This window comes from Streptomyces sp. NPDC001315 (assembly GCF_042896175.1).
In the GTDB taxonomy this organism is placed as follows: Bacteria; Actinomycetota; Actinomycetes; order Streptomycetales; family Streptomycetaceae; genus Streptomyces.
Window position 1 is genome coordinate 162,836 of sequence record NZ_JBIAWZ010000007.1, and the last position, 22,498, is coordinate 185,333.

Consider the following 22,498-nt stretch of genomic DNA (forward strand, 5'->3'; position numbering starts at 1 on the left):
ACATGGGAACGACGGGGGCAGGTGAGGACATGGGAACGTACGAGCCGGACGGGGCGGACGCGCGCCACGGGGGCCCGACGCTGACCGCGGAGATCCGGCGGGTCCTGGCCCGTGTCGACGCCCACGCGGAGAACGGGGCGAGCACGTCGGGCCCCTCCGACGTACCCGGGGCCGTGGTCGCCCCCGTCTCCGGAGGACCCGGCACCGCCCCCCTCGACGCCCTCGTCAGCTGCTTCGGGCTCACCTCCTTCGAGCGTGACCTCGTACTCCTCACCGCCGCCCACGAGTTGGAACCCACGGCAGCGGCCCGGTACGCCGCGGCCTGCGGTGATCCGCAGCGGGCGTACCCCACGTTCTCCCTCGCCCTGGCCGCGCTGGCCGAGCCGCACTGGAGCGCGCTCACCCCGGTGGCCCCGCTGCGGCGCTGGCGGATCGTCGAGCCGGCCGACGAGTCGGGCCTGACGACGTCCCGGCTCCGGCTCGACGAGCGCATCCTGCACTTCCTGCTGGGCTCGCCCTACCTGGACGCCCGCCTGCACGGCCGGCTGCGCCGCACACCGGTGCCGGACGCGCTGCCGCCGTCGTACGACCTGGCCGCGAGCCGGGTCGCCGCGGGCTGGACGACCGCGCCGAGCCCGGACGCGCCACCGCTCGTCGAGGTGACCGGCGGGGACCTGCGCAGCCGGGCCGACATCGCCGCCGGCGGGGCCGCGCGTTCCGGGCTCGGGCTCTACGCGATGACCGCCGAGGACATCCCGGCCGACCCCGCGGAGCGCGACCTGCTGTCCCGGCTGTGGCAGCGCGAGGCGATCCTGCTGCCCGCCGCGCTGCTCGTCGAGGTGGGCGAGCTGGACCGCGACCAGCGGGCGGCGACGGAGGCCTTCCTGGCCGGGGCCGCGGTGCCCGTCGTCGTGTCGAGCGAGGACCCGCTGCGCTCGGACCGGCCGCACGGCGCGCGGATACCCGTGCCGCGCCTGGACGACGAGGAGCAACTCGCCCTGTGGGCATCCGAGTTCGAGGAGACAGTCGATCTCGACGAGCATGAACTCCGCTCGCTGGTCGCGCAGTTCCAGCTGCCGCCGCACGTCGTCCGGTGCGCGGCGGCCACCGTACGCCGCCGGCTGCCGGAGGAGGACGAACTCGACGCCGCTCGACTCGCCTGGCGGGCCGGGCTGGACGAGGCCCGGATCGGCATGGACGAGCTGGGCCGCCGTATCGAACCGGAGGCGGGCTGGGCGGACCTGGTCCTGCACGAGCGGCAGACGAGCGTCCTGCGGGAGATCGTCGCGCATGTACGGCAGCGGGCGACCGTCCACCAGAAGTGGGGGTTCGCGGCGACACTGCGCCGGGGCCTCGGTGTCACCGCGCTGTTCGCGGGCGGTTCCGGCACGGGCAAGACGCTGGCCGCCGAGGTCATGGCGAAGGAACTCGGCCTCGATCTGTTCGTCATCGACCTCTCCCAGGTGGTCAGCAAGTACATCGGCGAGACGGAGAAGAACCTCCGCCGGGTCTTCGACGCCGCCGAACGCGGCGGCGCCCTGCTCCTGTTCGACGAGGCCGACGCCCTGTTCGGCAAGCGCAGCGAGGTCAAGGACAGCCACGACCGGTACGCCAACCTCGAGGTCAGCTACCTGCTGATGCGGATGGAGGCCTACCGCGGACTCGCGGTCCTGACCACCAACATGAAGCAGGCCCTCGACACGGCCTTCCTGCGCCGCATCCGCTTCGTCGTCGACTTCCCCTTCCCGGCCGAGCACGAGCGCGCCGAGATCTGGCGCCGCGTCCTGCCGCCGCAGGCCCCCGTCAAGGACATCGACCCGCAGTTGCTCGCCCAGCTCACCGTCGCGGGCGGCTCGATCCGCAACATCGCCCTGTCCGGGGCGTTCCTCGCCGCGGAGGAGGGCGACCGGCTCCAGATGCGGCACATGCTCGCGGCGGCCCGCACCGAGTACCTCAAGCTCGAACGCTCGGTGACACCGGCGGAGGTGCGCGGATGGGTGTGAACGGGGAACCGGCCCGGATCCGGGTCGACATCGGCGAACTCGCCCTCCACGGCTTCCGTGTGGACCCCGAGCGGGTCTCGGCCGCCTTCGAGCACGAGCTGACCCGGCTGGTCCGGCTGCACGGAGTGCCGCTGGCGGCGGACGGCACCGCCCTGGCGGTCGACACGCTGTCCGGGCTGCCGTCGCTGCCCGCCGGACTGTCCTCGCGCCGGCTCGGACAGGAGCTGGCCCGCGCGGTGCACGAGGGACTGAGCGGGCACGGGGAGGTGACGCGGTGAACTCCCCCAGCCGACAGGACCGTTCGGAACAGGGCGCCGAGGAGCGCCGACGCCGGCGCAAAGAGCGGGCCGCCGCCAAGTCCCGTAGCCAGGAGCCGAAGAACATCGTCAGCGGCGCCGGACAGCCCCTCGACCCGGGCGTACGGCGGGAGCTGGAGGAGCGGCTGGGACACGACCTCAGCCGGGTACGGCTGCACACCGGCCGCGACGCGGGACAGCTCACGGAGCTGCTCGGCGCGGACGCGGTCGCCGTCGGCCAGGACGTCTTCTTCCGCGAGGGCGCCTTCCGGCCCGGCACCGACGAGGGCCGCCGCCTCCTGGCCCACGAGCTGCTGCACACCGTGCAGAACCCGCACGGCCTCGGCACCCTGCGGGCCGGGCGCGAGCCGGGCGCGGTGAGCCTGCCGCAGCAGGCGATCGAACGGGAGGCGGAGTCCGCGGCCCAGCACCTCGTACGCCCCGAGGCGGCACCTGACCAGGAGCCCGCCCCGCAGGTCGAGGAGGGCCAAGCCACCCCCGGCTGGCTGCGCTACGCCACCGTCGACGCCGACCGCAGGCGCACCGAGGCCATCGACCCGGCCACCCTCGTCGACCGGCTGGCGAACTCGGTCGTACGCTCCCTGCGCGGCGACCCGGAAGACCTGTCCCAGCGCACCCGCAGGCAACTCGCCCGGCTCCCCGACGAGCTGCTCGACGGCGTCCTCACCCGGCTGGAGACCCGGCTGCTCAGCTCCGAGCACGACCGCGTGCTCGACCTCGTCGACGAGATCGAGGCGTACGACGACTTCGCCGCCGACGGCGTGGAGCGGGACGCGCACGAGACCCCCCGTATCGAGCCGGACACGGCCGAGGAGGTGCGGACCGAGCGCGAGGACGAGCGGCGGGCGGCCGAGGAACGGCAGACGCGGGAGCAGCGGCCCGGCCAGGCCCCGGGCCCGGAGAAGGAACAGGCTCCCGGGAAGGGCGCGGCCGGGAGTACCCCGCACAACGGTCGTACGGCGGAGCACGGGACCACTCAGCAGGGGGGCGGGACGTCGGCCCCCGACGCGCAGAAGGCGGAGCAGCCGACGTCCTCGTCGGCCGCCGGAGCTTCCGGAGCCTCCAGAGCTTCCGGAGCCTCCAGAGCTTCCGGAGGGGAGGCGGACCGCAGGTCCGAGGACGCGGGCGGCGGCAGGGAGAAGGAGCAGGCCGGCAAGGAGGAGACCCGGCAGCAGGAGACCCCCGCCGCGAGCAAGGAGGAGTCCGCGGCCCGTAACCGTCCCGGAGCCGCCGAGGCGGCCGCGACCGGTCGGCAACCGAGGCCGGAGGACAGACGTGGACAGTGGCAGCCCACCGGCTCGCCCACCGCGTCCGGGAAGGACACGCAACTGCCCGGCGCGTTCAGCACGCTCGACGGCGTCCGCAGCCAGGACCTCGACGGTCCGCAGGAGAAGGACGAGGAGGACCCGTTCGGCTCGGGCAGCGAGTCGGAGGTCGAGGCCGGGGGAGAGGAGCCGAGCGCCTGGGACGTCAAGCTCCAGGCGGACGACTTCCTGCCGCAGCAGGACCTGGAGGTGTCCGCCGTACCGACCGCCGACCGGCTGGAGCCGCTGACATCCGGCACGCAGGCCGCCGTGGGCTTCCCCGCCGCGCCGCCGACCAGGGCCGAGCGGGTGCAGGCCGAGCGGGACGCGGAGGACGCCGAGGACGCGGCGGCGGACGCGGAACCCGAGGACGATCTCACCGACGAGCCCACGGACCAGGAGCCGTCGGCCGTCGGCTCCGAGGGCGGGACGGAGACCGGAACCGGCCCGGGCGGTCTGGCAGTCGAGCAGGCGGCCGCGGTTCCGTCCGTGTCGGCCACGGCGTCCAGGGACCCCAAGAGCGGTGACGATCCGAAGGCCGGTCCGGTCGCCGCGCAGACGACGGTGCAGCAGGCCCCGGGCCCCGCCGAGGGGAAGTCCGAGGGCGGTAGCGCGGCCAGGGAGCAGTCCGCCAAGGAGGAGAAAGGCACCGCCGCGAGCGGCGACAGGGCCTCGTCGCCCGCGCCGGAGAAGGAGTCACCGCAGGCGACGGCCGGCCGGTCGGCGCAGTCCGACGCCGGGGCGAAGGAACAGCCGGCGGAAGGCGCGGCTCCGGCGGCTCCGGCGGGTGCGGCGCCCGTGGCGGACACCGGCGCACCCGGCACTTCCGGGGCCGGCGGTGCGTCCAGCTCGTCCAGCCCCTCCAGTTCGTCCAGCTCGTCCGATACGGCGACGACAGGCGCGACCGAACCCGGCAGCCGTACTCGGGAGTCGGCGCAGCCACGGACATCGGCGTCGAAGTCCCAGCCCGCGGCACCCGGCGACGCTCCGGCCGCCGGGAAGTCCGCCCCCGAGCCGAAGAGCGCCCCCGAGACGGCGCCCGCGCCGAAGAGCGCGGCCGCGCCCCGCACCGGCGGGGGCGGCGGAGGCGGCGGTGGGGGCGCCGCCCCGGCGCGCGGCAAGGCCGGGAAGGACTCCGGCCCGGCACCGAACCTCTCCGGCGTGACTCCGGAGGCGGGGCTGGCCACGGCCTCGAAGCTCAAGCCGCACAAGGCACTTCAGGCCATGGGCGGCGTGGGCGGCGCGGTGGACCGTACGGTCGGCGACGAGCACAAGACGCTCGCCGCCGCACCGCCCGCGATGCAGCGCCCGGCGGGTGCTCCGCAGACCCTCCGGGGCAAGCCGAGGACGGACGCCCCTGCCGCGTACTCGCAGGACCCGGCCCAGCAGGCCCAGGAACCGGACCGCGAGGACGCGAAGGTCACCGGCGAGAAGGAGCCGGAAGGGCAGATCGAGGCCGAGAAGGCCGAGGAGCCGGGCGGCTGGGACACCTTCAAGATGGCCCTCGGTTTCGGCCTCGGGAAGGTCGCGAGCTGGCTCGGCTTCGAGGTGGACGCGCAGGAGCTGGCCGCGAAGTTCGCCGGGTTGCCGACGAAGGACGAGGCGCTCAAGCAGGCCCGGGCGGGCGACGCGCCGGGCGTGCGGATGCGGGGTGCCGCCGAGCAGACGGCCGGTGAGCAGGACGGGCACGTCGACGCCAAGGGCCAGGAGACGGTCTCGACGGCGCGTGACGACTCCGGCCGCGCGATGGGCGAGGACCAGGTCTACCCCGACGCCCCGAAGGAGCGGCTGACCGCGCGGGTGCCGGGGCAGCGGGGCGGCCAGGGGAGGGCGGTCGAGGGCGGCGGCGCGACGGGTGCCGTACCGCCGGAGGCCGCCTCCGAGGTCGCCGAGCACGAGCGGGGGCCGCAGTTCCAGGCGGCGTTCTCCGAGGGGCGCAAGGGCGTCTCCGAGGGCCGGCAGGCCAAGGACCGGGACTTCCGCGGCGCGCAGGCCAAGCACAAGCAACAGGTGGACGCCGAGATCGCGGCCAACACCGGGACACAGGCCGGCGAGCGCGAGAAGGCCATGGGCGAGGTCACCGCCCAGCGCGAGGACTGGCGCACCGAGCAGGACAAGGAGCTCAAGAGCCTCGGTGACAAGAAGACGGACCGGCACGACAAGGTTCGCAAGGACGTCGACGACCAGGAGAAGAAGACCGACGACGACGTCGAGAAGGAGAAAGGGAACAGCGACAAGAAAATCAAGGACGAGAGCGACCGCGCCGAACGCGACGCCGAGCAGAAGCGCGACAACTCCGTCCAGGAGTCGGGCAACTGGATCTCGAAGGCCTTCGACTGGATCAAGCAGAAGGTCATCGAGATCAAGAACGCGATCGTCCGGGTCATCCGGGCGGCGCGGGACGCGGTCGTCGGCTTCGTCCGCAACTTCAAGGAGACGGTCGAGCGCTGGATCGACGACGCCCGCAAGAGCATCGTCGAGGCGATCAAGAACTTCATCAAGGACCTGATCGAGTTCGCCAAGGCGATGGTCCGGGCCGTGATCGAACTCGCCGACCGGATCCGGAAGTTCATCACCTCCCTCGTCGAGGCGGCGATCGCCCTCGTCAACCGCCTGGCGCAGGCGCTGAAGCAGGCGATCACGGATCTGCTGAACGCCGTCGGCAAGCTGCTGAGTAGCATCCTCGACATCCTGAAGAAGGCCCTCCAGGCCGCGATCAAGGCGGTCGTGGACGCCGTGAAGGCGGTCCTGGAGTTCGCGTCGAAGCTGCTGAGCGCCCTCGGCGCCTGGATGCTGATCGCGGTCGACTTCCTCTCCGACCCCGGTGGCTGGCTGAGCGGCGCCAAGAACTCCGCGGTGGACGGTGCGAAGAACCACCTGTTCCGCGAGGTCTCCTCGGCCGTCAAGGCGTGGTTCCAGGAGAAGATCCAGGAGATCATCGGCGTACCGAAGGCCATCCTCGACAAGCTGGTCAAGGGCGGCTACTCCCTCGACAAGATCGTCAAGGAGGCCTGGGACGCGGTCGTCCCCCAACTCCCTTTGATCATCGGCGAGTTGGTCATGACCAAGGTCGTCGCGAAGCTCATTCCCGGCGCGGGCTGGGTGATGGCGGTGATCGACGCCATCCGCACGGCCTGGGGCGCCCTGAGTGCCATCCTCCGCTCCCTGGGAGCGGTCCTGAGCTGGCTCAAGGCAGTCCGCATGGGCGGCGCGGGCATCCTCTTCGCCAAGGCGGTCGCGGCGGGCGTCGTCGCCCTCCTCGAAGTCCTCTACCAGGCCCTGCTGAACGGCATCGGCAAGTACGTCGCGAAGGTCGGCCGCCGCCTGAAGGGCGTGGCGGCGAAGCTGGGCGGCAAGGGGCGGGGCGGTGGCAAGGGGCCGGGGGTGGGGGGTTCGGACGACCGCGACGGCAGGCCCGACACGGGCAAGGACCGCGAGCCGTCCGGGGCCCGGACGCCGAGCCGGGACGGGAGGAGGCCCGAGGGAAGCCGGGCGGAGCCGGCGGCGCGGCCCCGGACCGACGCTCCCGACGGCAGGAAGCCCACGGGGACGCCCGGCAGAAATGCCGGACCCAAGGACGGCGCGCCCGCCCGGCGCGACGACACGCGCCCGACCCCCGCGCCCCGGCCCAGGGCCGAGCCGGAGCCACGGCCCAGGCCGAAAACAGAGCAGGACACCCGGCCCAGGCCGGCGGGGAATGCGCCGGGCAGGCCCAAGGACGGCAAGGAATCCGCACGCCCCGGCGGCGAACGGGGCGCCACCCGGCCGCACGGCGACGAGAAGACCCCGGCCAGGCCGAAGGCGGACGACAAGGAGACGCCGGGCAGGCGGAGGCCCGACGGGGACCGCGACCGGAGCAGGGACAAAGGCAGGGACAGGGACAAGGACACCGACGGGCCCGCCAAGCCGAAGCGCCGGGACGACGAGGGCAAACGCCCGAAGCACAAGGACGAGCCCAAGGGCCCCAAGAAGCCCAGGCACGGAAAGGGCGGGGACGGCAGGCCCAAGGACCGGGATCCTCAGCGCGACAAGCAGAAGAAGGACCAGCGCAAGAAGGAAGAGGACTCGAAGGAGTCCAAGGACGAACGTCTGCGCAGGATCGTCGCCCGCCTTCGGCCGCGGATCGAGTCGATGCTGCGACGCGGAGTCCGGCGCCCGTTCCTGCGGGGCGCCCTCATGGCCCTGCGCGCCTGGTACCGCCTCTCCGAGCTCGATGCGGGGAGCGGCGACCAGTTCGACATCCGTGCCCGGCTCAACCCCGAAGAAGTGGTGGCCCAGGGCCTCAAGATGGACTCGGTCGAACTGGCCGACGCCCTCGAAGCCATGGTCGTACAGATCCTGCGCTCGGACGTGATGGCCGGCCAGTCCCAGCGGATCGGTTCTCCGGGGACCCTTCCCACCGCCGCCCGGGAGCGCCGGGTACCTCCGGACGTCGGCGTCGCCGGGATGATGCGCAATCTCATGGACAACCCTCTCGAACACAGGAAGCCGGAAACCGTCGAAATGCAGGCGGGAGATCCGGCCCTGAATTCCCGGCTCAACCTTGAACGTTCGGAGAAGACGGGCGGCGGCAGTTATCTGACCGAAGAGGGGCAGGACAAGGGGCCCTCCTACGCGCAGGAGAAGAAGAACCTCCAGGCCGCCGAGAGCAACGGTGCTCTGATGGGCAAACACCTTGTGGACGCGATGGCGGGAAACCGCGGCGGGTGGCACGGCAACGGCCCGGTGAACGCCGAGACACTGAACCAGGCGGTACTGACCGCGGTGCTCACCGGCGTGGTCGAGTCCATGCGGACCCCGCTGGTCCTCGCGCCCAACGTCGCTGCCGCGCAGACCTCCGCGCTCGGCGGCGACCACATAGGAAAACTGGTCGAGGGGCTCCCGCTGTCCGGAAAGGCGGCCATGGGGAAGGCCCTCGAGGAGAAGGCCAAGAGGTACGGCAAGGACAGCTACGAAGTGATCGGTGGACAGCGGGCCGGACGCCAGACCGAATGGCTGCTCGCGGTACGCCGAGCGTCCGGAGCCCAGACCTACTTCGACACCTCGGCCGGCTTCTCCGCGTCGGGCTCGGTCGGCACCGGGTACCTCAAGCAGGTCCAGATCACGAAACCCGACCATCCGGCGCCCGACATCGCGGCACTCACCCGCCAGTTCCAGATCCCGGCCGCGATGGTGCAGAAGGCGTACAACCTCGATCCGACGGAGAAGCGCGTCAGCCTCAAGCTGTGGGAGAACGTGGGGTCGGAGGTCAACGACAACGCCGGCCGGGAAATAAAACCCCCCTCGCAGGCATCGGAAGAGGTGCTGAAGAGGACCGCCGAGAACATGAAACTGTGGGCGGACGCCATGGGCCTGGACTACTCCAAGCAGAACGCGGCGGAGGCCAAGGCCGAATTCCTGTTGCGTATATGGCACGAAATGGCCGCGATGTTCGGAGTTCCGGCCGACCCGGCATTTGAACAGAGGTTGAGGAGAAACGCACGTGGCTGAGTCCGTCTACCCGGAGCGCCGCCTGGCCCTCAGGCAGCTGCCCGGCTGGGACCCCGTGAACACTGTGGCGCGCACGGCCGAGTGGCAGCTCGTCGATTCGAATGACGGGCGCGGCGACGAGCATTACAAGAGGACAGTCACCTGGGGAGTCTCCCCCGAACTCTGGGTCACCTACATCGAGGACCGCATCACCGATGTGTCGGTGCTGGTCGTGTTCGGCTCGGACCGGGCAGCCGTGGACGCCCTCGCGGACCGGCTGTCACTGCTCGTTGCGACCAGCTCGCGCGAAGAGGTGCTGGAGCCGTTCGGTGACGACCTCACGCGGCAGGACGTGGCGCGCGGACTCGTGCGGCTCGCGCTGTGCGCACCCGAGGAGTTCGATCCCGGGATCTTCGCGCGGATCGACGCCGCGTCACGGAACGGGGATCCCCAGATCCGCAACGCGGCGGCCTGGTCGACGATCTACCTCTCCTGGCCGCAGGCCGGGTCACTGTTGCGGCGGATGGCTGCGGAGGACCCCGATCCATCGGTGCGCGCGGGGGCACAGGGCCTCCTGGACACCGCCGACCGGGCGCGGGCGGCAACCGACGCCGAAAAGCCCGTCCCGCCCCTGAAAGGTGACGCATGACCCGCTACGCCGACATCCCCAAACCCATCCGCTCCGGCATCGTCGTCGTCGACCCCGACCGCGGCACCCCCCAGCGCATCATCGTGCTGCAGTTCAATCCCGACACCCTGGAGCGCAGCCTCGCGCCGCAGTCCGCCGGGGACAGTGGTGACGCCGGCGGCGGAGGGACCGGCGGCGGGGACCGGAACGAGGCCCTTCGCCTGAAGGGCCCCGCCCAGGAGACCTGGAAGTTCACCGCCGAGATCGACGCGACCGACCAGTTCGAGATCGCCGCACCCGACGGGATCCACCCGCAGCTGGCCACCCTCGAAATGCTCGTACAGCCGACGACCGCCCAGTTGCGGGCGGCCGGCCGGCTGGCGCAGAACGGGACCATCGAGATCAGCCCGATCGAGATGCCGCTGACGCTGTTCACGTGGGGGAGCAAGCGGGTCATGCCCGTGCGGCTGACCGAACTGTCCGTCAACGAATCGGCGTTCGACGTCAACCTCAACCCGATCCGGGCCTCGCTGAGCATCGGCATGAAGATCCTCACCGTCAGCGACCTGCCCGCCGGGCACCGCGGCGCCGACCTCTACCTGGCGCACCTCGCGCAGAAGGAGCGGCTCGCGGCCGCGGCCCCGGGCGGCGGCCTGAGTGCCCTCGGGCTGTCCGGAACGAACGCTCTGAGCGGAAGGGGCTGAACAGCACACCATGGCCGGCACCGAGCCCTACGAGAGCGCCTTCGACTCCATACCGGGCGCCCACCCCTACCCCCGCACCAGCCGCTACCACGACGCCGAGATCGGCATCCACCGGCGGCCCGACGGGACCGAAGTCCGCTACACCAAGCGCCGGCTGCTGCCGCCGCTCGACGAGGAGGAGACCCAGCCCCACGTCGTCGGCGCCGGTGAGCGCCCCGATCTGCTCGCCCAGCGCTGCTTCGGCGACCCCGGCCAGTGGTGGCGGATCGCCGACGCCAACCCCGTACTCGATCCACGCGAGCTGACCGACGAGGCCGGGCAGCTCATCGGCATTCCGCTCGCGGGCGGGCTTCCCCGAGGGGACCGGCGTGTCTGACCAGCCTGTCGGGCAGGGCCCCGTACACCTCACGCTCCTCATGGGCCCCAAGCTCGCCCGCCCCGTCCCGGCCGAGGTCACCCAGGCCCTGCTGTCCGCCCAGATCACCGCCACCGCCGGCGAACGCAGCGGCTTCCAGCTCGCCTTCGACCTCACCAAGAACGGGCTGATCAACCAGCGGCTGCTGCCGGAGGGCTTCTTCGACCCGAAGACGCGGATCGTCGTCACCGTCACCGTCAAGGGCACCCCCGAGGTGCTCCTCGACGGCCTGATCGTCCGCCAGGAGGTCGGCGCCAGTAACCAGCCCGGCCACTCCACCCTCACCGTCACCGGCGAGGACCTCACCCTCCTGATGGACCTGGAGGAGCGCACCGCCCGCTACCCCAACCTGCCCCCGTCCGAGCGCGTCCTCGCCATCCTGCGCCGCTACTCCGACTACGGCATCCGGCCCGACGTCTACGACGAGAAGATCGCCCAGCCCCCGCACCAGGACCTGCGCGTGCACTACCAGACGGGCACCGACCTCCAGTACGTCACCGAGCTCGCCCGCGCCAACGGCTACACCTTCTACCTGGAGCCCGGCCCCACCCCCGGCCGGTCCTCGGCCCGCTGGGGACCGGAGGTCCGCCTCGGCATCCGCCAGCACGCCCTCAACGTCAACATGGACGCGAACTCCACCGTCGACCAGCTGACGTTCGCCTACGACGGCACGGCTCGCGAGGAGCCGCAGGCGCGCTGGCAGGACCCCGGAACACGGCAGTCCACTCTGCTCCCGCAGCCGGCGATCAGCCCGCTGCGCCCGCCCCTGGGCAGGCGCCCCACACCGGCACTGAAGCGCAGGACCCTGTCCGGCACGGCCAAGCAGCAGCGCGAACAGGCCGAGGCCGAACTGCTCGCCCGCGCCGCCGTCTCCGCCGACGTCGTCTCGGGCTCCGGCTCGCTCGACGTCAACCGGCACGGCTACCTCCTCCAGCCCCGCCAACTGGTCGGCGTACGCGGCGCCGGACGGGCCTACGACGGCGACTACTACGTCAAGTCCGTCACGCACAGCCTGCGTCCGGGCTCGTACCAGCAGAACTTCACCCTCTCCCGGGAGGGCCTGGAAGCCCGCAGCGACCACGTCCGGCCCTGAGACCCCGACCTCAGCAACCACCAGGAGCACCCCAGCATGGCGGCACCCAGCAATCGCTACCTCGGCAAGTTCCGCGGCCGGGTGGTGAACAACGACGATCCGTTGCGCATCGGCCGTATCACGGTCGAGGTCCCGGACGTCCTCGGTGACGAGCCGTCCACCTGGGCGCTGCCCTGCCTGCCGTTCACGGGACCGGAGTCGGGGCAGTTCGTGGTGCCGCCGCCCGGCGCGGGCGTGTGGGTGGAGTTCGAGCAGGGCGACCCGAGCTTCCCGGTCTGGACCGGATGCTGGTACGGCGCCGCCGACGAACTGCCTCCCGACGCGCGCCGCGAACTCCAGGCGGGCTCGCCGAACAAGCCGGTCGTCGTGCAGACACCGCAGGCCCACAAGCTCGTGCTCAACGACACCGCCGGCGGCGAGCAGGGAATCCTGCTCCAGGCCCAGAACGGCGCCTACATCCGCATCACCAGGGAAGCCGTGGTCATCGCGACCGGCGCGGGCGCCGAGGTCGTCCTGCGCGGACGCGAAGTGACCATCAACGAGGGCCAGTTGACCGTGCTCTCGAAGCGATAGAGAACAGCGACAGAAAACGGGGACGCATCAAGTGACAGGGACTTCAGGGAGTCTGCTCGACGCCGGTGCCGTGATCGGCTGCCCGCACGGCGGCCGCGTCACCGCCACCACGTCCGCCGGCGGAGTACGGGCCGCAGGCGCCACCGTCGCCACGGCCGCGCACACGTACGCCGTCACCGGCTGCCCGCACACCGTCGACGGTGTGCCCACGCCGTGCGTCGCGGTCCGCTGGACCGCCGACGGCACCGGCATCACGGTCGACGGCGCTCCCGTGCTGCTCGACACCTCCGCGGCCCAGTGCCTCAGCGCGGCCCTCGTCCCGCAGGGACCGCCCGTCGTGCAGACCGCGCAGCGAAAGGTCACCGTCCGATGAGCCGCCAGACGAGCCCTCAGAGCCCCCAGAGCCCCCGGATGAGCCGCCAGATGAGTCCACGCACCCGCCCGCGTTCCGACATCGCGTTCCCCTTCCGCGCCGACCGCAGGGGACGCACCGCCCACGCCCCCCACGGCGAACACGTCCACGACCTCATCGAGCAACTGCTGTTCACCAGCCCCGGCGAGCGCGTGATGCGCCCCGACTTCGGCTGCGGACTGCTCGACCTGGTCTTCGCCCCCAACAGCCCCGAGCTGATCAGCACCCTCGAACTCTCCGTCCAGGCCTCGCTGCAACGCTGGCTCGGCGACCTCATCGAGGTCGTGGCCCTCGATGTCGTCGGCGGCGACGACGTCGTACGGGTGTACCTGTCGTACGTCCTGCGGGCCGACGGTGCCCTGCGCGACGACGTCTTCGAAGGGAGGGCGGCCGCATGACGACCGGCGCCACCGTGTCCCGCCGGGCCAAGGCGAGGGCCGCCCAGCTCAACGGAGTCGACGCCGTCGAGGTGAGCGACGACGGGCTGCTGCTGACCGTCACGTTCCTCGGCAAGGCCCCGCACGGCCTCGGCCCCGGGAACGTCCGCATCGACGGCGGCCGGCGGATCACCGGCATCACCGCCGTCGACGTCAGTGTCGAACGCGAGGAGGACCCGGAGCTGGACGACCGGCTCCACGTCACCCTCGACCGGCCCGGCGACACCTCCCGCTACCGTCTCTCGCTCGTCGAGACCGACCCGTACGGCCGCCCCGGCACCGAACCCTTCCGCGGTTTCGACCAGCGCTACCACCGCGCGTCCTTCTCCTTCCGGCCGGACTGCCCGACGCCCTTCGACCGCACGGGCGAGGAGCAGACGGCGCCGGCCTTCCCCGAAGCGCCCGTCATCGACTACACGGCCCGCGACTACGACACCATCCGCAAGCTGCTCCTCGACCGGCTCGCGCTCACCACCCCCGACTGGGTCGAGCGCAACCCCGCCGACCTCGGCACGACCCTCGTCGAACTGCTCGCGTACACCGGCGACCAGATCAGCTACCAGCAGGATGCCGTCGCCACCGAGGCGTACCTCGACACCGCGCGCCGCCGCGTCTCCGTCCGCCGCCACGTCCGGCTCATCGACTACGCGATGCACGACGGCTGCACCGCGCGGGCGTACGTCGCCGTGGAGACCGCGGGCGACCACACGCTCGCACCGGGCACGTACCGCTTCGCCTCCGTCGACGTCCGTGCCCTCGACCCGCACGACCGCCCCGAACCCGGCACGGTCGTCGACGAGAACGAACTCGCCGACCTGGACGAGCGCGGCTCGGTGGAGGTCTTCGAACCGGTCGTCGCCGCCGACCCGCTGGAGCTGCGGGTCGCGCACAACGCGATCCGGCTGTGGAGCTGGGGCGGGGAGGTGTGTGCGCTGCCGAAGGGCGCCACCGCCGCCACCCTGCGTGACGAGTGGCGGGACCCGGAGACCTGCCGGGAACGCCGACTCGGCCTCAGGCCCGGCGACCTGCTGATCCTGGAAGAGGTCAAGGGCCCGCGCACCGGCACCCCCGGCGACGCCGACCCCGCCCACCGGCAGGCCGTACGCCTCACCTCCGTCACCCCGGCCGTCGACCGCATCGAGGACCAGCCGGTCCTGGAGGTCACCTGGGCCGCCGAGGACGCCCTGCGCTTCCCGCTCCGCCTCACCACGCGCGGCGGACGCGACTGCCTGCCCGTCGAGGACGTGACGCTGGCCCGCGGCAACGTCGTCCTCGTCGACCACGGCCGCACCCTCCACGGACTCCCCGAGACGGTCACCGTGCCGCCCGTCCCCGCCGTCGTCGCCTCCTGCGACCCTCCCCCGGCCTCCGGCGGGGGGTACCCCCGTCTCGCTTCGCTCGCCTTCGGCTGCCACGACCGGGACGAGGGCAACGCGCCCGCACGGCTCGTCAACTCCCTCACGGACCAGGCCGACAACGGCGAGTCCCTTCGCCCCGACGACGTGCGCGAGTTGTTCGAGGTCGTCGGGGAGGCGGCGACCGTACGCGCCGGACTCGGCCTGGAACGAGCGGGGCAGCGGCACGAGCGGGTCGTCCCCGGGACGGCGTACGCCCAGGCCGCGGCCCTGCGGACGCTGCTCGCGCAGTCCGTCTACCCGGGCATCGCACCCCGTTTCCGGCCCGTTCTCGGCCGGGCACCGATCGTGCAGGCGGTGCCGTTCCCCGATCCGGGGACCGTGGCCGCCGGCCAGGCCGAGCGGATCGCCGCGATCCCGGGCCGGGTGCGGCAGCGACTCGTCGAGCTGTGGCGCAGCGCCCGCGACCGGGACGGGCTCGGCGAGGACGAGATCGCCGAACTCGCCGTGATCTACGGGCTGCACATCCTGGAACGGCTCGAACTCCGCCGCCATCCAGTCCGCGCCCTGCGTGAACTCCTGCACCGCAGCGACCGGTTGCTCGACGCCAAGCTGCGCCGCGTGGAGGTGCTCACGGCACGGGCCCGCGCGGGCACGGTCCTCGACGGGCACATCGCCTGGGAGATCGCCCACAGCTGGGGCCCGCCGTACGCCGCCGGGCTGCACCCCGACGAGCAGGTGCTGCGCGGCTCCGCGACCGCCGCGCTCACCCAGGACCCGCGCCGGGCCCTGCCCGCCGTACGCGTCCACGACGGCGCCGACACGGTCTGGGAGCCGCGCCGCGATCTGCTCGACAGCGCCCCGCGCGCGAGGCACTTCGTCGGCGAACTGGAGGACGACGGCCGGCTCGCCCTGCGCTTCGGCGACGGCCGGCACGGCGCCCGGCCGGCCCCGGGCGCCCGGCTCGCACCGCACTACCGGCTGGGCGGCGGCATCGCGGGCAACGTCGGCGCCGAAGCCGTCAACCACCTCGTCGTACAGGCCGACTGCGGGACTCCGCCCGCCGTCGTGGTCCGCAACCCGCTGCCCGCCACCGGCGGCACCGAGCCCGAACCCGTCGAGCAGGTACGCCAGCTGGCCCCGCTCGACCTGCGCCGCACCCGCCTGCGCGCGGTCACCGCCGAGGACTACGCGGCCCTCGCCTCCGCCCTGCCCGGCGTGCAGCGGGCCGCCGCCGAGATCCGCTGGACCGGCAGCGTCCAGGAGGCCCATGTCGCGATCGACGCCTACGGCACCGGCGCCCCCTCGGACGAGCTGCTCGCCTCGGTCGCGCAGGCCCTGGAGGCGTACCGGCGCATCGGCCACGACCTCGTGGTCGGCGCCGCCCGCCCGGTGCCGCTCGACATCGCGCTGAGCGTGTGCGCCGCGCCCGGTCACCAGCACGGGCAGATCCGGGCCGAGCTGTACCGCGTCCTCGGCAGCGGGCGCTCCGGCTTCTTCCACCCGGACGCGCTGACCTTCGGCGAACCCGTCCGGCTCAGCCGTCTGGTCGCCGTCGCCGCGGCCGTGCCGGGCGTGGAGAGCGTGCAGGTCACCCGGTTGCGGCGACTGTTCGAGGAGGACCGAGGAGAGAGGGAGGACGGCGTGCTGCGGCTCGGCCCGCTGGAGATCGCCTGCTGCGACAACGACCCCGACCGGCCGGAGAACGGCCTGCTGGCGATATCCCTGGGAGGTGCCCGATGAGCGAGACCGACGAGTGCGCCTGCGGCGGCGGCCACGACGAGCGCCTGACGCCCGCCCCGCTCCACAACCCACCCGGCCGCACCGCCCTCGACTACCGCGTCGGCGAGTACGGCTCCTTCCTGGCCGCCCTCCTCGACCGGCTCGCCTCACCCGCGTACCCGGCCCTTAGCGAAGCGAAATGGGGGTCCCGACCGGAGGCCGGCGGAGGGCTCACCGTCCGCACGCCGGACGACCCGGCGATCGGCCTGCTCGACGCCACCGCCGTCCTCGGCGACCTGCTCACCTTCCACTCCGAGCGGATCGCCGACGAGTCCTACCTGCGCACCGCCGACGAGCACCGTTCGCTCGTTCTGCTCGGCCGGCTCGTCGGCCACCGGCCCCGCCCCGGTGTCGCCGCCGCCACGCACCTCGCGTACACCCTCGAACGCGACCCGCGCGCCGAGACCCTGCCCGTCCTCGTCCCGCGCGGCGCGCGCAGCCACAGCGTGCCCGCCTCCGCCGACGAGGAGTCCCTGACCTTCGAGACCGGGCGGGACCTGACGGCCCGCTGGGACTGGAACGAACTGAAGGTACGGCGCCGCCGCCCCTCCCTCGTCACCCCCGAGGACCTGGAACGCCGCTCCGAACTCTTCGTCGAGGGCACCGCGAACTCCCTGCGGACCGGCGACCAGTTGCTCTTCGTCTTCGGCGAACGGGCGGGTGGCGCACGGAAGCTGCTGCCGATCGCGGATGTGCGGATCGACCGGGACGACGAGATCACGGCGATCTCCCTGCCCCGGTCGGCGCCGCCGACGCTCAAGGAGCTCGTCGACGAGGTGCTGCGCTGGACCGCCGCCCCGGCCGCCCCGGGCGAGCCGGGCGACGAGCCCCCGACGCCCGAGGTCCCCGACCCGCGCCCGGTCAGCCGGCTGATCGAGGACTTCGACGACCAGGTCCTCGCCCCGCTGCGGACGGACCTGGACGGGGTCACGACCCCGGAGCGGCTCGCGGCCCGGCTGGCCGAGCCCGTGGCCCGCCTCGCAGAGGCCCAGGTGCTGGCCGAGCCGTACGAGGACGTGGCGGCCTGGTTCGAGCAGCTGGAAGCGGTGCTGGCGGAACTCGCCGAGCGGGCACTGGAGCTGGCACCCGCGCAGCCCGTGGACGTCGCCACGGACGCAGAGACCGCGAAGGCCGCGGTGACCGCTCCCGACCCCCGCGAGACCGACCCCCGCGAGGCAGCCTTCCAAGCGCTGAGCGCCGTCCTGCCCGCCCTGCGCGGAGCGACCCCCACCCCCCGCGCCGGCACCCGCGCCCAGCGCCCCGGCACCGACACGGCCCGCCTCCTCTCGGCTCTCAACCCCGGTCTCGGCACCCTCTACCCGGCCTGGCGCACCGCCGCCGCCCCCGGCGCCCCGCAGCTCCTGCGCGAGCTGCTCGCCCTGCGCGTCACCACGGCCCCCTTCGGCGCCACGGCCCCGCTCAAGGCAGTCCAGGACGCCCGCGGCCGGGTCATGCGTACCGCTGACTGGCCGCTCACGGGGGCCGCGCTGACGAGCATGCGCGTGGTGTACGACACCGCGGGCAAGGTCCCGGTCCGCGCGGAGTTCCAGTACGTCGAGGGCAGCAGCTCCGACCAGCGCGCCGAGAACCTGCCCGTCCCGCAGTTCGCCACCTTCCCGCTGGGCACCGGCCAGGTCGACCTGTCCGTACGGGCCGGCCAGGACCGCGAGCTGAGCTGGCTGAACCTCCCCCACTCTCGAACTCGCTCGAGCGGGGGGACCCCCATCCCCACCGACTCCCAGGAACCCGGCGTCACCGCCCGCCTGCACTCGGGCCTGCCCGAGCGCACCCTGTTCGTGTCGCGGCCCGACGACGACGGCCTGGTCCACGTGGGCGTCCACAACGGCACGGCCCAGCAGATCGCGCTGCGGCCGGGCATCACGGAGCAGTTCACGCACGGCGAGTACGAGATCAGCCTCCGGTACACGGTGGGCAGCGCCGAACCCAACGTCGAGATCGTCATCGCCGGCAAGCCGGAACCCGTCAACCGCCGCGTCCTGCAGCTGGACACCGTGCAGGACGGCATCACGGCCGGCAGCTGGGTGGCGATCCAGCGCCCCGCCAAGGGGGCCCAGGACGGCGTACCCGGCGACGCCGCGCTCGCGTTCGTCACCACGCGGGTGGTCGCCGCGCGTACGGCCGCGTACACCAACTACGGCATCACCGGCCGCGGCACCGAACTCACCCTCGCCGACCCCTGGCTGGACGAGTTCGACGTGCTGCTCTCCCACATCCGCGACACCACCGTGCACGCGGCCGGGGAGCCGCTGCGCCCGGCCGACGAGCCGCTGGGCGAGGACGTGCACGGCAACGAGATCGAACTGGCCGAGCTGTACGACGGGTTGCGCCCCGGCCGCACCCTGATCGTCGGCGGCGAGCGCACCGACATCCCGGGCACGGCCGGGGTCACCGCCACCGAGGTGGTGACCATCGCCGCCGCCGACCCGGCCGTCGACCCGCGGCTCCCCGGCGACCACGTCCACACCCGCCTCACCCTGACCACCGACCTCGCCCACCGCTACCGCCGCGGATCCGTCCGCATCCTCGGCAACGTCGTCGAGGCCACCCACGGCGAGAGCCGCGAGGAGGCCATCGGCAGCGGCGACTCGGACCGCGTGAACCAGACCTTCGCGCTCTGGCAGTCCCCGCTCACCTGGCTCGCCGACGACAACCCCCTCGGCGCCACCCCCGTACTGGAGATCCGGGTCGACGGCGTGCTGTGGCACGAGGTCGACAGCCTCGCCGGACGCGGCCCGAGCGAGCGGGTCCACATCACCGGCAGCACCGCCGCCGGGCGTACGACGGTGACCTTCGGCGACGGGGTGCACGGCGCCCGCCTGCCCAGCGGACACGAGAACGTCCGCGCCCGCTACCGCTTCGGCACCGGCCGGGCCGCGAACGTCCCCGCCGACCGCGTCACCCAGCCCCTCACCCGGCCCCTCGGCGTCACGGCGGTCACCAACCCCCGCCCGGCGACGGGCGGCGCGGACGCCGACGGACCGGGCCTGACCCGCCGTACGATCCCCCTCGCCGTGTCGTCCCTGGACCGGCTCGTGTCGTCCGCCGACTACGCGGACTTCGCCCGCTCCCGGGCGGGCATCGGCCGGGCCGCCGCACGCGAGCTCTTCGACGGGCGGCGGCGCGTGGTGCACGTGACGGTCGCGGGCACCGACGACGTGCCCATCGCCGACGACTCGGACGTGCTGCGCGCCCTGCGCGGCGCCCTCACCGACTACGGCGACCCCGGGCTCCCGGTCCGCGTCGACGTACGCGAACTGGTCCTGCTGCTCGTCGCCGCCAAGGTGAGGGTGGCCCCCGACCACGCCTGGGAGACCGTCGAACCGAGGCTGCGACAGGCACTGCTGCGCCGACTCGGTTACGAGGGAAGGGAGTTGGGGGAACCGGCCCGGCTCTCGGAGATCCTGGCCACCGCCCACACCGTGCCCGGCGTCGACTACGTGGACGTCGACGTCTTCACCGGTGTCCCCGCCTCCGCCACCCCCGAGGAGCTCACCGGCCTCCTCACCCGCCCCGGCACCCCACGAGCCACGGTCCCGGCGCACCCGGCGAGGTACGACGAGAAGTTCCACACGGTCCGCGCCGCCACCGGCGAGACCCTGTCCGCGGTCTGCGCCCGCTACGGCGTCCCGCTCGCCGAACTCCTGCGCCTCAACCCCGACATCACCGACACCAGGCCCCTGGCGAAGGGCCGGTCGGTGTGCGTCTTCCGCGGTATCCGCCCCGCCCAGCTCGCTCTGCTGTCGGCGCGGGCCGCGGACACCCTGATCCTCACGGAGGTCAAGTGATGGCCGCGCATTCGGCGGATGTCCAGTTCGACACCACAGCCCGGGCGGCGTCCCGGGAACCGGACGGCCTGGCCGCCCTGCTGCCCCGCTGGCACCTCCTGCGCGACGCCGAGGAGGGCGAACCGCTGCGCGCGCTGCTCGCGGTGATCGCCGAGCAGCTCGACCGGGTCCGCGACGGTGTCCAGCAGGGCTACGAGGACCTGTTCGTGGAGACGGCGGCGCCCTGGGTGCTGCCGTACCTCGGCGACCTCGTCGGCTACCGCACCCTGCCCGGCTACGAGCGCGTCCTCACCACCGGCCTGCACGACGGCGGCCGGGCCGCGCTCGCCGAGGCGATCGCCCCGCGCCGCGACGTGGCCGCCACCGTCGCGAGCCGCCGCCGCAAGGGCACCCTGCACCTCCTGGAGGAACTCTCCGAGCAGGTCACCGGCCGGCCCGCACGCGCCGTCGAACTGTCCCGGCACGTGGCGCACACCCAGCCGGTGAAGCTGTACGGGACCGGCGGCGCCCACCGCGCCGACCGCGGGCGTCTCCTCGACCTGCGCGACGGCTCGGCGCTCGCGCTGCTGGGCGGCCCGTTCCAGCAGAGCGCCCGGACGGTCGACGTCCGCCGGGCCGACTCCGCTCGCAGGCAGGGCGGTTGGAGCCCGGCCGGAGTCGGTCTCCTCGTCTGGCGACTCAAGGAGTACCCGCTGACGTCGTCCCCGGCGTACTGCGTCGACCGCGCCCGCAACCTGTACACCTTCTCCATCCTCGGCAACGACAGCCCCTTGGTCACCAAGCCGGTCCCGGAGCCGTCCCCCACCCACCTGGCCACCGTCGACAACGTCCCGGCCTTCGTCACCCGCCGCCTGCTCCACGACCGGCTTGCCGACTACTACGGCCCCGGCAAGAGCTTCGTCATCCGGCGCGACGGCGAGGACAAGCCCGTACCGCCCGCCGACATCGTGGTCGCCGACCTGTCCGACTGGCGCTACCGGCCGAAGCGCGGCCAGGTCGCCGTCGACCCCGAGCTGGGGCGGATCGCCTTCGGCTCCCGGTCCGCGCCCCGGCAGGGCGTGTGGGTCGACTACCACTACGCCTTCGGCGCGGACATGGGCGGCGGCGAGTACGAGCGCCCCGACCGCGCGGACCGCCCCGACGCCGCGTTCTACCGGGTCGGGCCGGGACAGCCGTACCACCGGATCATGGACGCCTACCGGGCCTGGCAGCACGACCGCCGCGCGGACCGGACCGGCCCCGACGGCATCATCGAGATCACGCACAGCGGCGCCTACCAGGAGCAGCTGGACTTCGACCTCGACCCGGGCGACCGCCTCGAACTGCGGGCCGCCGAGGGCACGCGGCCGGTGATCAGGCTGCTCGACTGGTACAGCAACCGCCCCGACGCCCTCAACGTCCGCGCGGTGTCCGAGGACTGCGCCCCGCACGAGCGGCCGCACCTCGTCCTCGACGGACTCCTCGTCGCCGGACGCGGCATCAACGTCACCGGTCCCGTCGGCGCGGTCGTCGTCCGCCACAGCACGCTCGTGCCCGGCTGGTCCCTGGAACCCGAGTGCGAGCCGCACTCGCCCGACGAGCCCAGCATCGTCCTGGAGCGCACCACCGCCTGCCTCCAGATCGAGCACAGCATCCTCGGCACCGTCGAGGTCATCGGCGACGAGGTGGGCGAGGACCCCCTCGACATCCAGCTGCGCGACAGCGTCCTGGACGCCACCGGCCACGACCGCCAGGCCCTGTCCGCCCCGGACCGCCGCCACGCCCACGCCGTGCTCCACCTGCACCGCACGACCGTGATCGGCGAGGTGCACACGCACGCCGTGAAGATCGCCGAGAACTCCATATTCACCGGTCGGCTGCACGTGGCCCGGCGCGGCATCGGCTGTCTGCGCCACTCGTACGTCCCGGCCGGATCGCGTACCCCCCGCAGGTACCGCTGCCAGCCCGATCTCGTCGGCCCGGACCGGGCCGCCCACGTCCGGCCGCTGTTCGCCGGCGAGCGCTACGGGACGCCCTGGTACGCACTGTCGGCGGACCGCTGTTCCGAGGAGATCCGGCGCGGCGCGGACGACGGCGCCGAGATGGGCGCCTTCCACGACCTGTACCGGCCGCAACGCGAGGACGGCCTGCGAGCGCGGCTCGCGGAGTACACGCCGGCGGGCACGGACGCCGGGATCTTCTTCGTGACCTGAGCGGCACC

13 protein-coding genes are annotated in these 22,498 nt (G+C 73.1%); all 13 read left to right on the forward strand.

Annotation, left to right across the window (positions count from 1 at the left end; all coding sequences use genetic code 11):
• Positions 1-29 precede the first annotated feature (29 nt).
• From ACFY16_RS21510 to ACFY16_RS21570, 13 genes are read left to right on the forward strand one after another with little or no spacing between them, the layout of a single operon-like run.
• Positions 30-2,003: an ATP-binding protein gene (locus ACFY16_RS21510; RefSeq protein WP_390648747.1), complete on the forward strand. Its 1,974-nt coding sequence runs from the start codon at positions 30-32 to the stop codon at positions 2,001-2,003.
• Positions 1,994-2,281 carry a hypothetical protein gene (locus ACFY16_RS21515; protein ID WP_390648748.1) on the forward strand — a complete coding sequence of 96 codons (288 nt, stop codon included), beginning with the start codon at positions 1,994-1,996 and terminating at the stop codon, positions 2,279-2,281. Before ACFY16_RS21510 ends, ACFY16_RS21515 begins: the two co-directional genes overlap by 10 nt.
• Positions 2,278-9,114 carry a DUF4157 domain-containing protein gene (locus ACFY16_RS21520; protein ID WP_390648749.1) on the forward strand — a complete coding sequence of 2,279 codons (6,837 nt, stop codon included), beginning with the start codon at positions 2,278-2,280 and terminating at the stop codon, positions 9,112-9,114. The genes ACFY16_RS21515 and ACFY16_RS21520 overlap by 4 nt, the downstream gene beginning before the upstream one ends.
• Positions 9,107-9,742 (forward strand): hypothetical protein, encoded by a 636-nt coding sequence (locus ACFY16_RS21525; RefSeq protein ID WP_390648750.1) that lies wholly within the window; start codon positions 9,107-9,109, stop codon positions 9,740-9,742. Before ACFY16_RS21520 ends, ACFY16_RS21525 begins: the two co-directional genes overlap by 8 nt.
• Positions 9,739-10,425, forward strand: coding sequence for a hypothetical protein (locus ACFY16_RS21530; protein WP_390648751.1), 687 nt, complete (start codon positions 9,739-9,741; stop codon positions 10,423-10,425). Before ACFY16_RS21525 ends, ACFY16_RS21530 begins: the two co-directional genes overlap by 4 nt.
• A 10-nt stretch (positions 10,426-10,435) precedes the next feature.
• Positions 10,436-10,801, forward strand: a complete 366-nt coding sequence (locus ACFY16_RS21535) for a hypothetical protein (RefSeq protein WP_390648752.1) — start codon at positions 10,436-10,438, stop codon at positions 10,799-10,801.
• On the forward strand, positions 10,794-11,933 hold the full coding sequence (locus ACFY16_RS21540) for a hypothetical protein (protein ID WP_390648753.1): 1,140 nt from the start codon (positions 10,794-10,796) through the stop codon (positions 11,931-11,933). The genes ACFY16_RS21535 and ACFY16_RS21540 overlap by 8 nt, the downstream gene beginning before the upstream one ends.
• Before the next feature lie 36 nt (positions 11,934-11,969).
• On the forward strand, positions 11,970-12,506 hold the full coding sequence (locus ACFY16_RS21545) for a phage baseplate assembly protein V (RefSeq protein ID WP_390648754.1): 537 nt from the start codon (positions 11,970-11,972) through the stop codon (positions 12,504-12,506).
• 31 nt (positions 12,507-12,537) lie between these two features.
• Positions 12,538-12,879, forward strand: a complete 342-nt coding sequence (locus tag ACFY16_RS21550; RefSeq protein WP_390648755.1) for a hypothetical protein — start codon at positions 12,538-12,540, stop codon at positions 12,877-12,879.
• Between the two features lie 50 nt (positions 12,880-12,929).
• Complete coding sequence (locus ACFY16_RS21555; protein ID WP_390648756.1) at positions 12,930-13,316, forward strand: GPW/gp25 family protein; 387 nt, start codon at positions 12,930-12,932, stop codon at positions 13,314-13,316.
• On the forward strand, positions 13,313-16,453 hold the full coding sequence (locus ACFY16_RS21560; RefSeq protein WP_390648757.1) for a putative baseplate assembly protein: 3,141 nt from the start codon (positions 13,313-13,315) through the stop codon (positions 16,451-16,453). Before ACFY16_RS21555 ends, ACFY16_RS21560 begins: the two co-directional genes overlap by 4 nt.
• Positions 16,450-20,298 carry a putative baseplate assembly protein gene (locus tag ACFY16_RS21565; RefSeq protein ID WP_390648758.1) on the forward strand — a complete coding sequence of 1,283 codons (3,849 nt, stop codon included), beginning with the start codon at positions 16,450-16,452 and terminating at the stop codon, positions 20,296-20,298. The genes ACFY16_RS21560 and ACFY16_RS21565 overlap by 4 nt, the downstream gene beginning before the upstream one ends.
• A complete protein-coding gene (locus ACFY16_RS21570; protein ID WP_390648759.1) occupies positions 20,298-22,490 on the forward strand; it encodes a hypothetical protein in 2,193 nt (730 codons plus the stop codon). The genes ACFY16_RS21565 and ACFY16_RS21570 overlap by 1 nt, the downstream gene beginning before the upstream one ends.
• Positions 22,491-22,498: the final 8 nt, after the last annotated feature.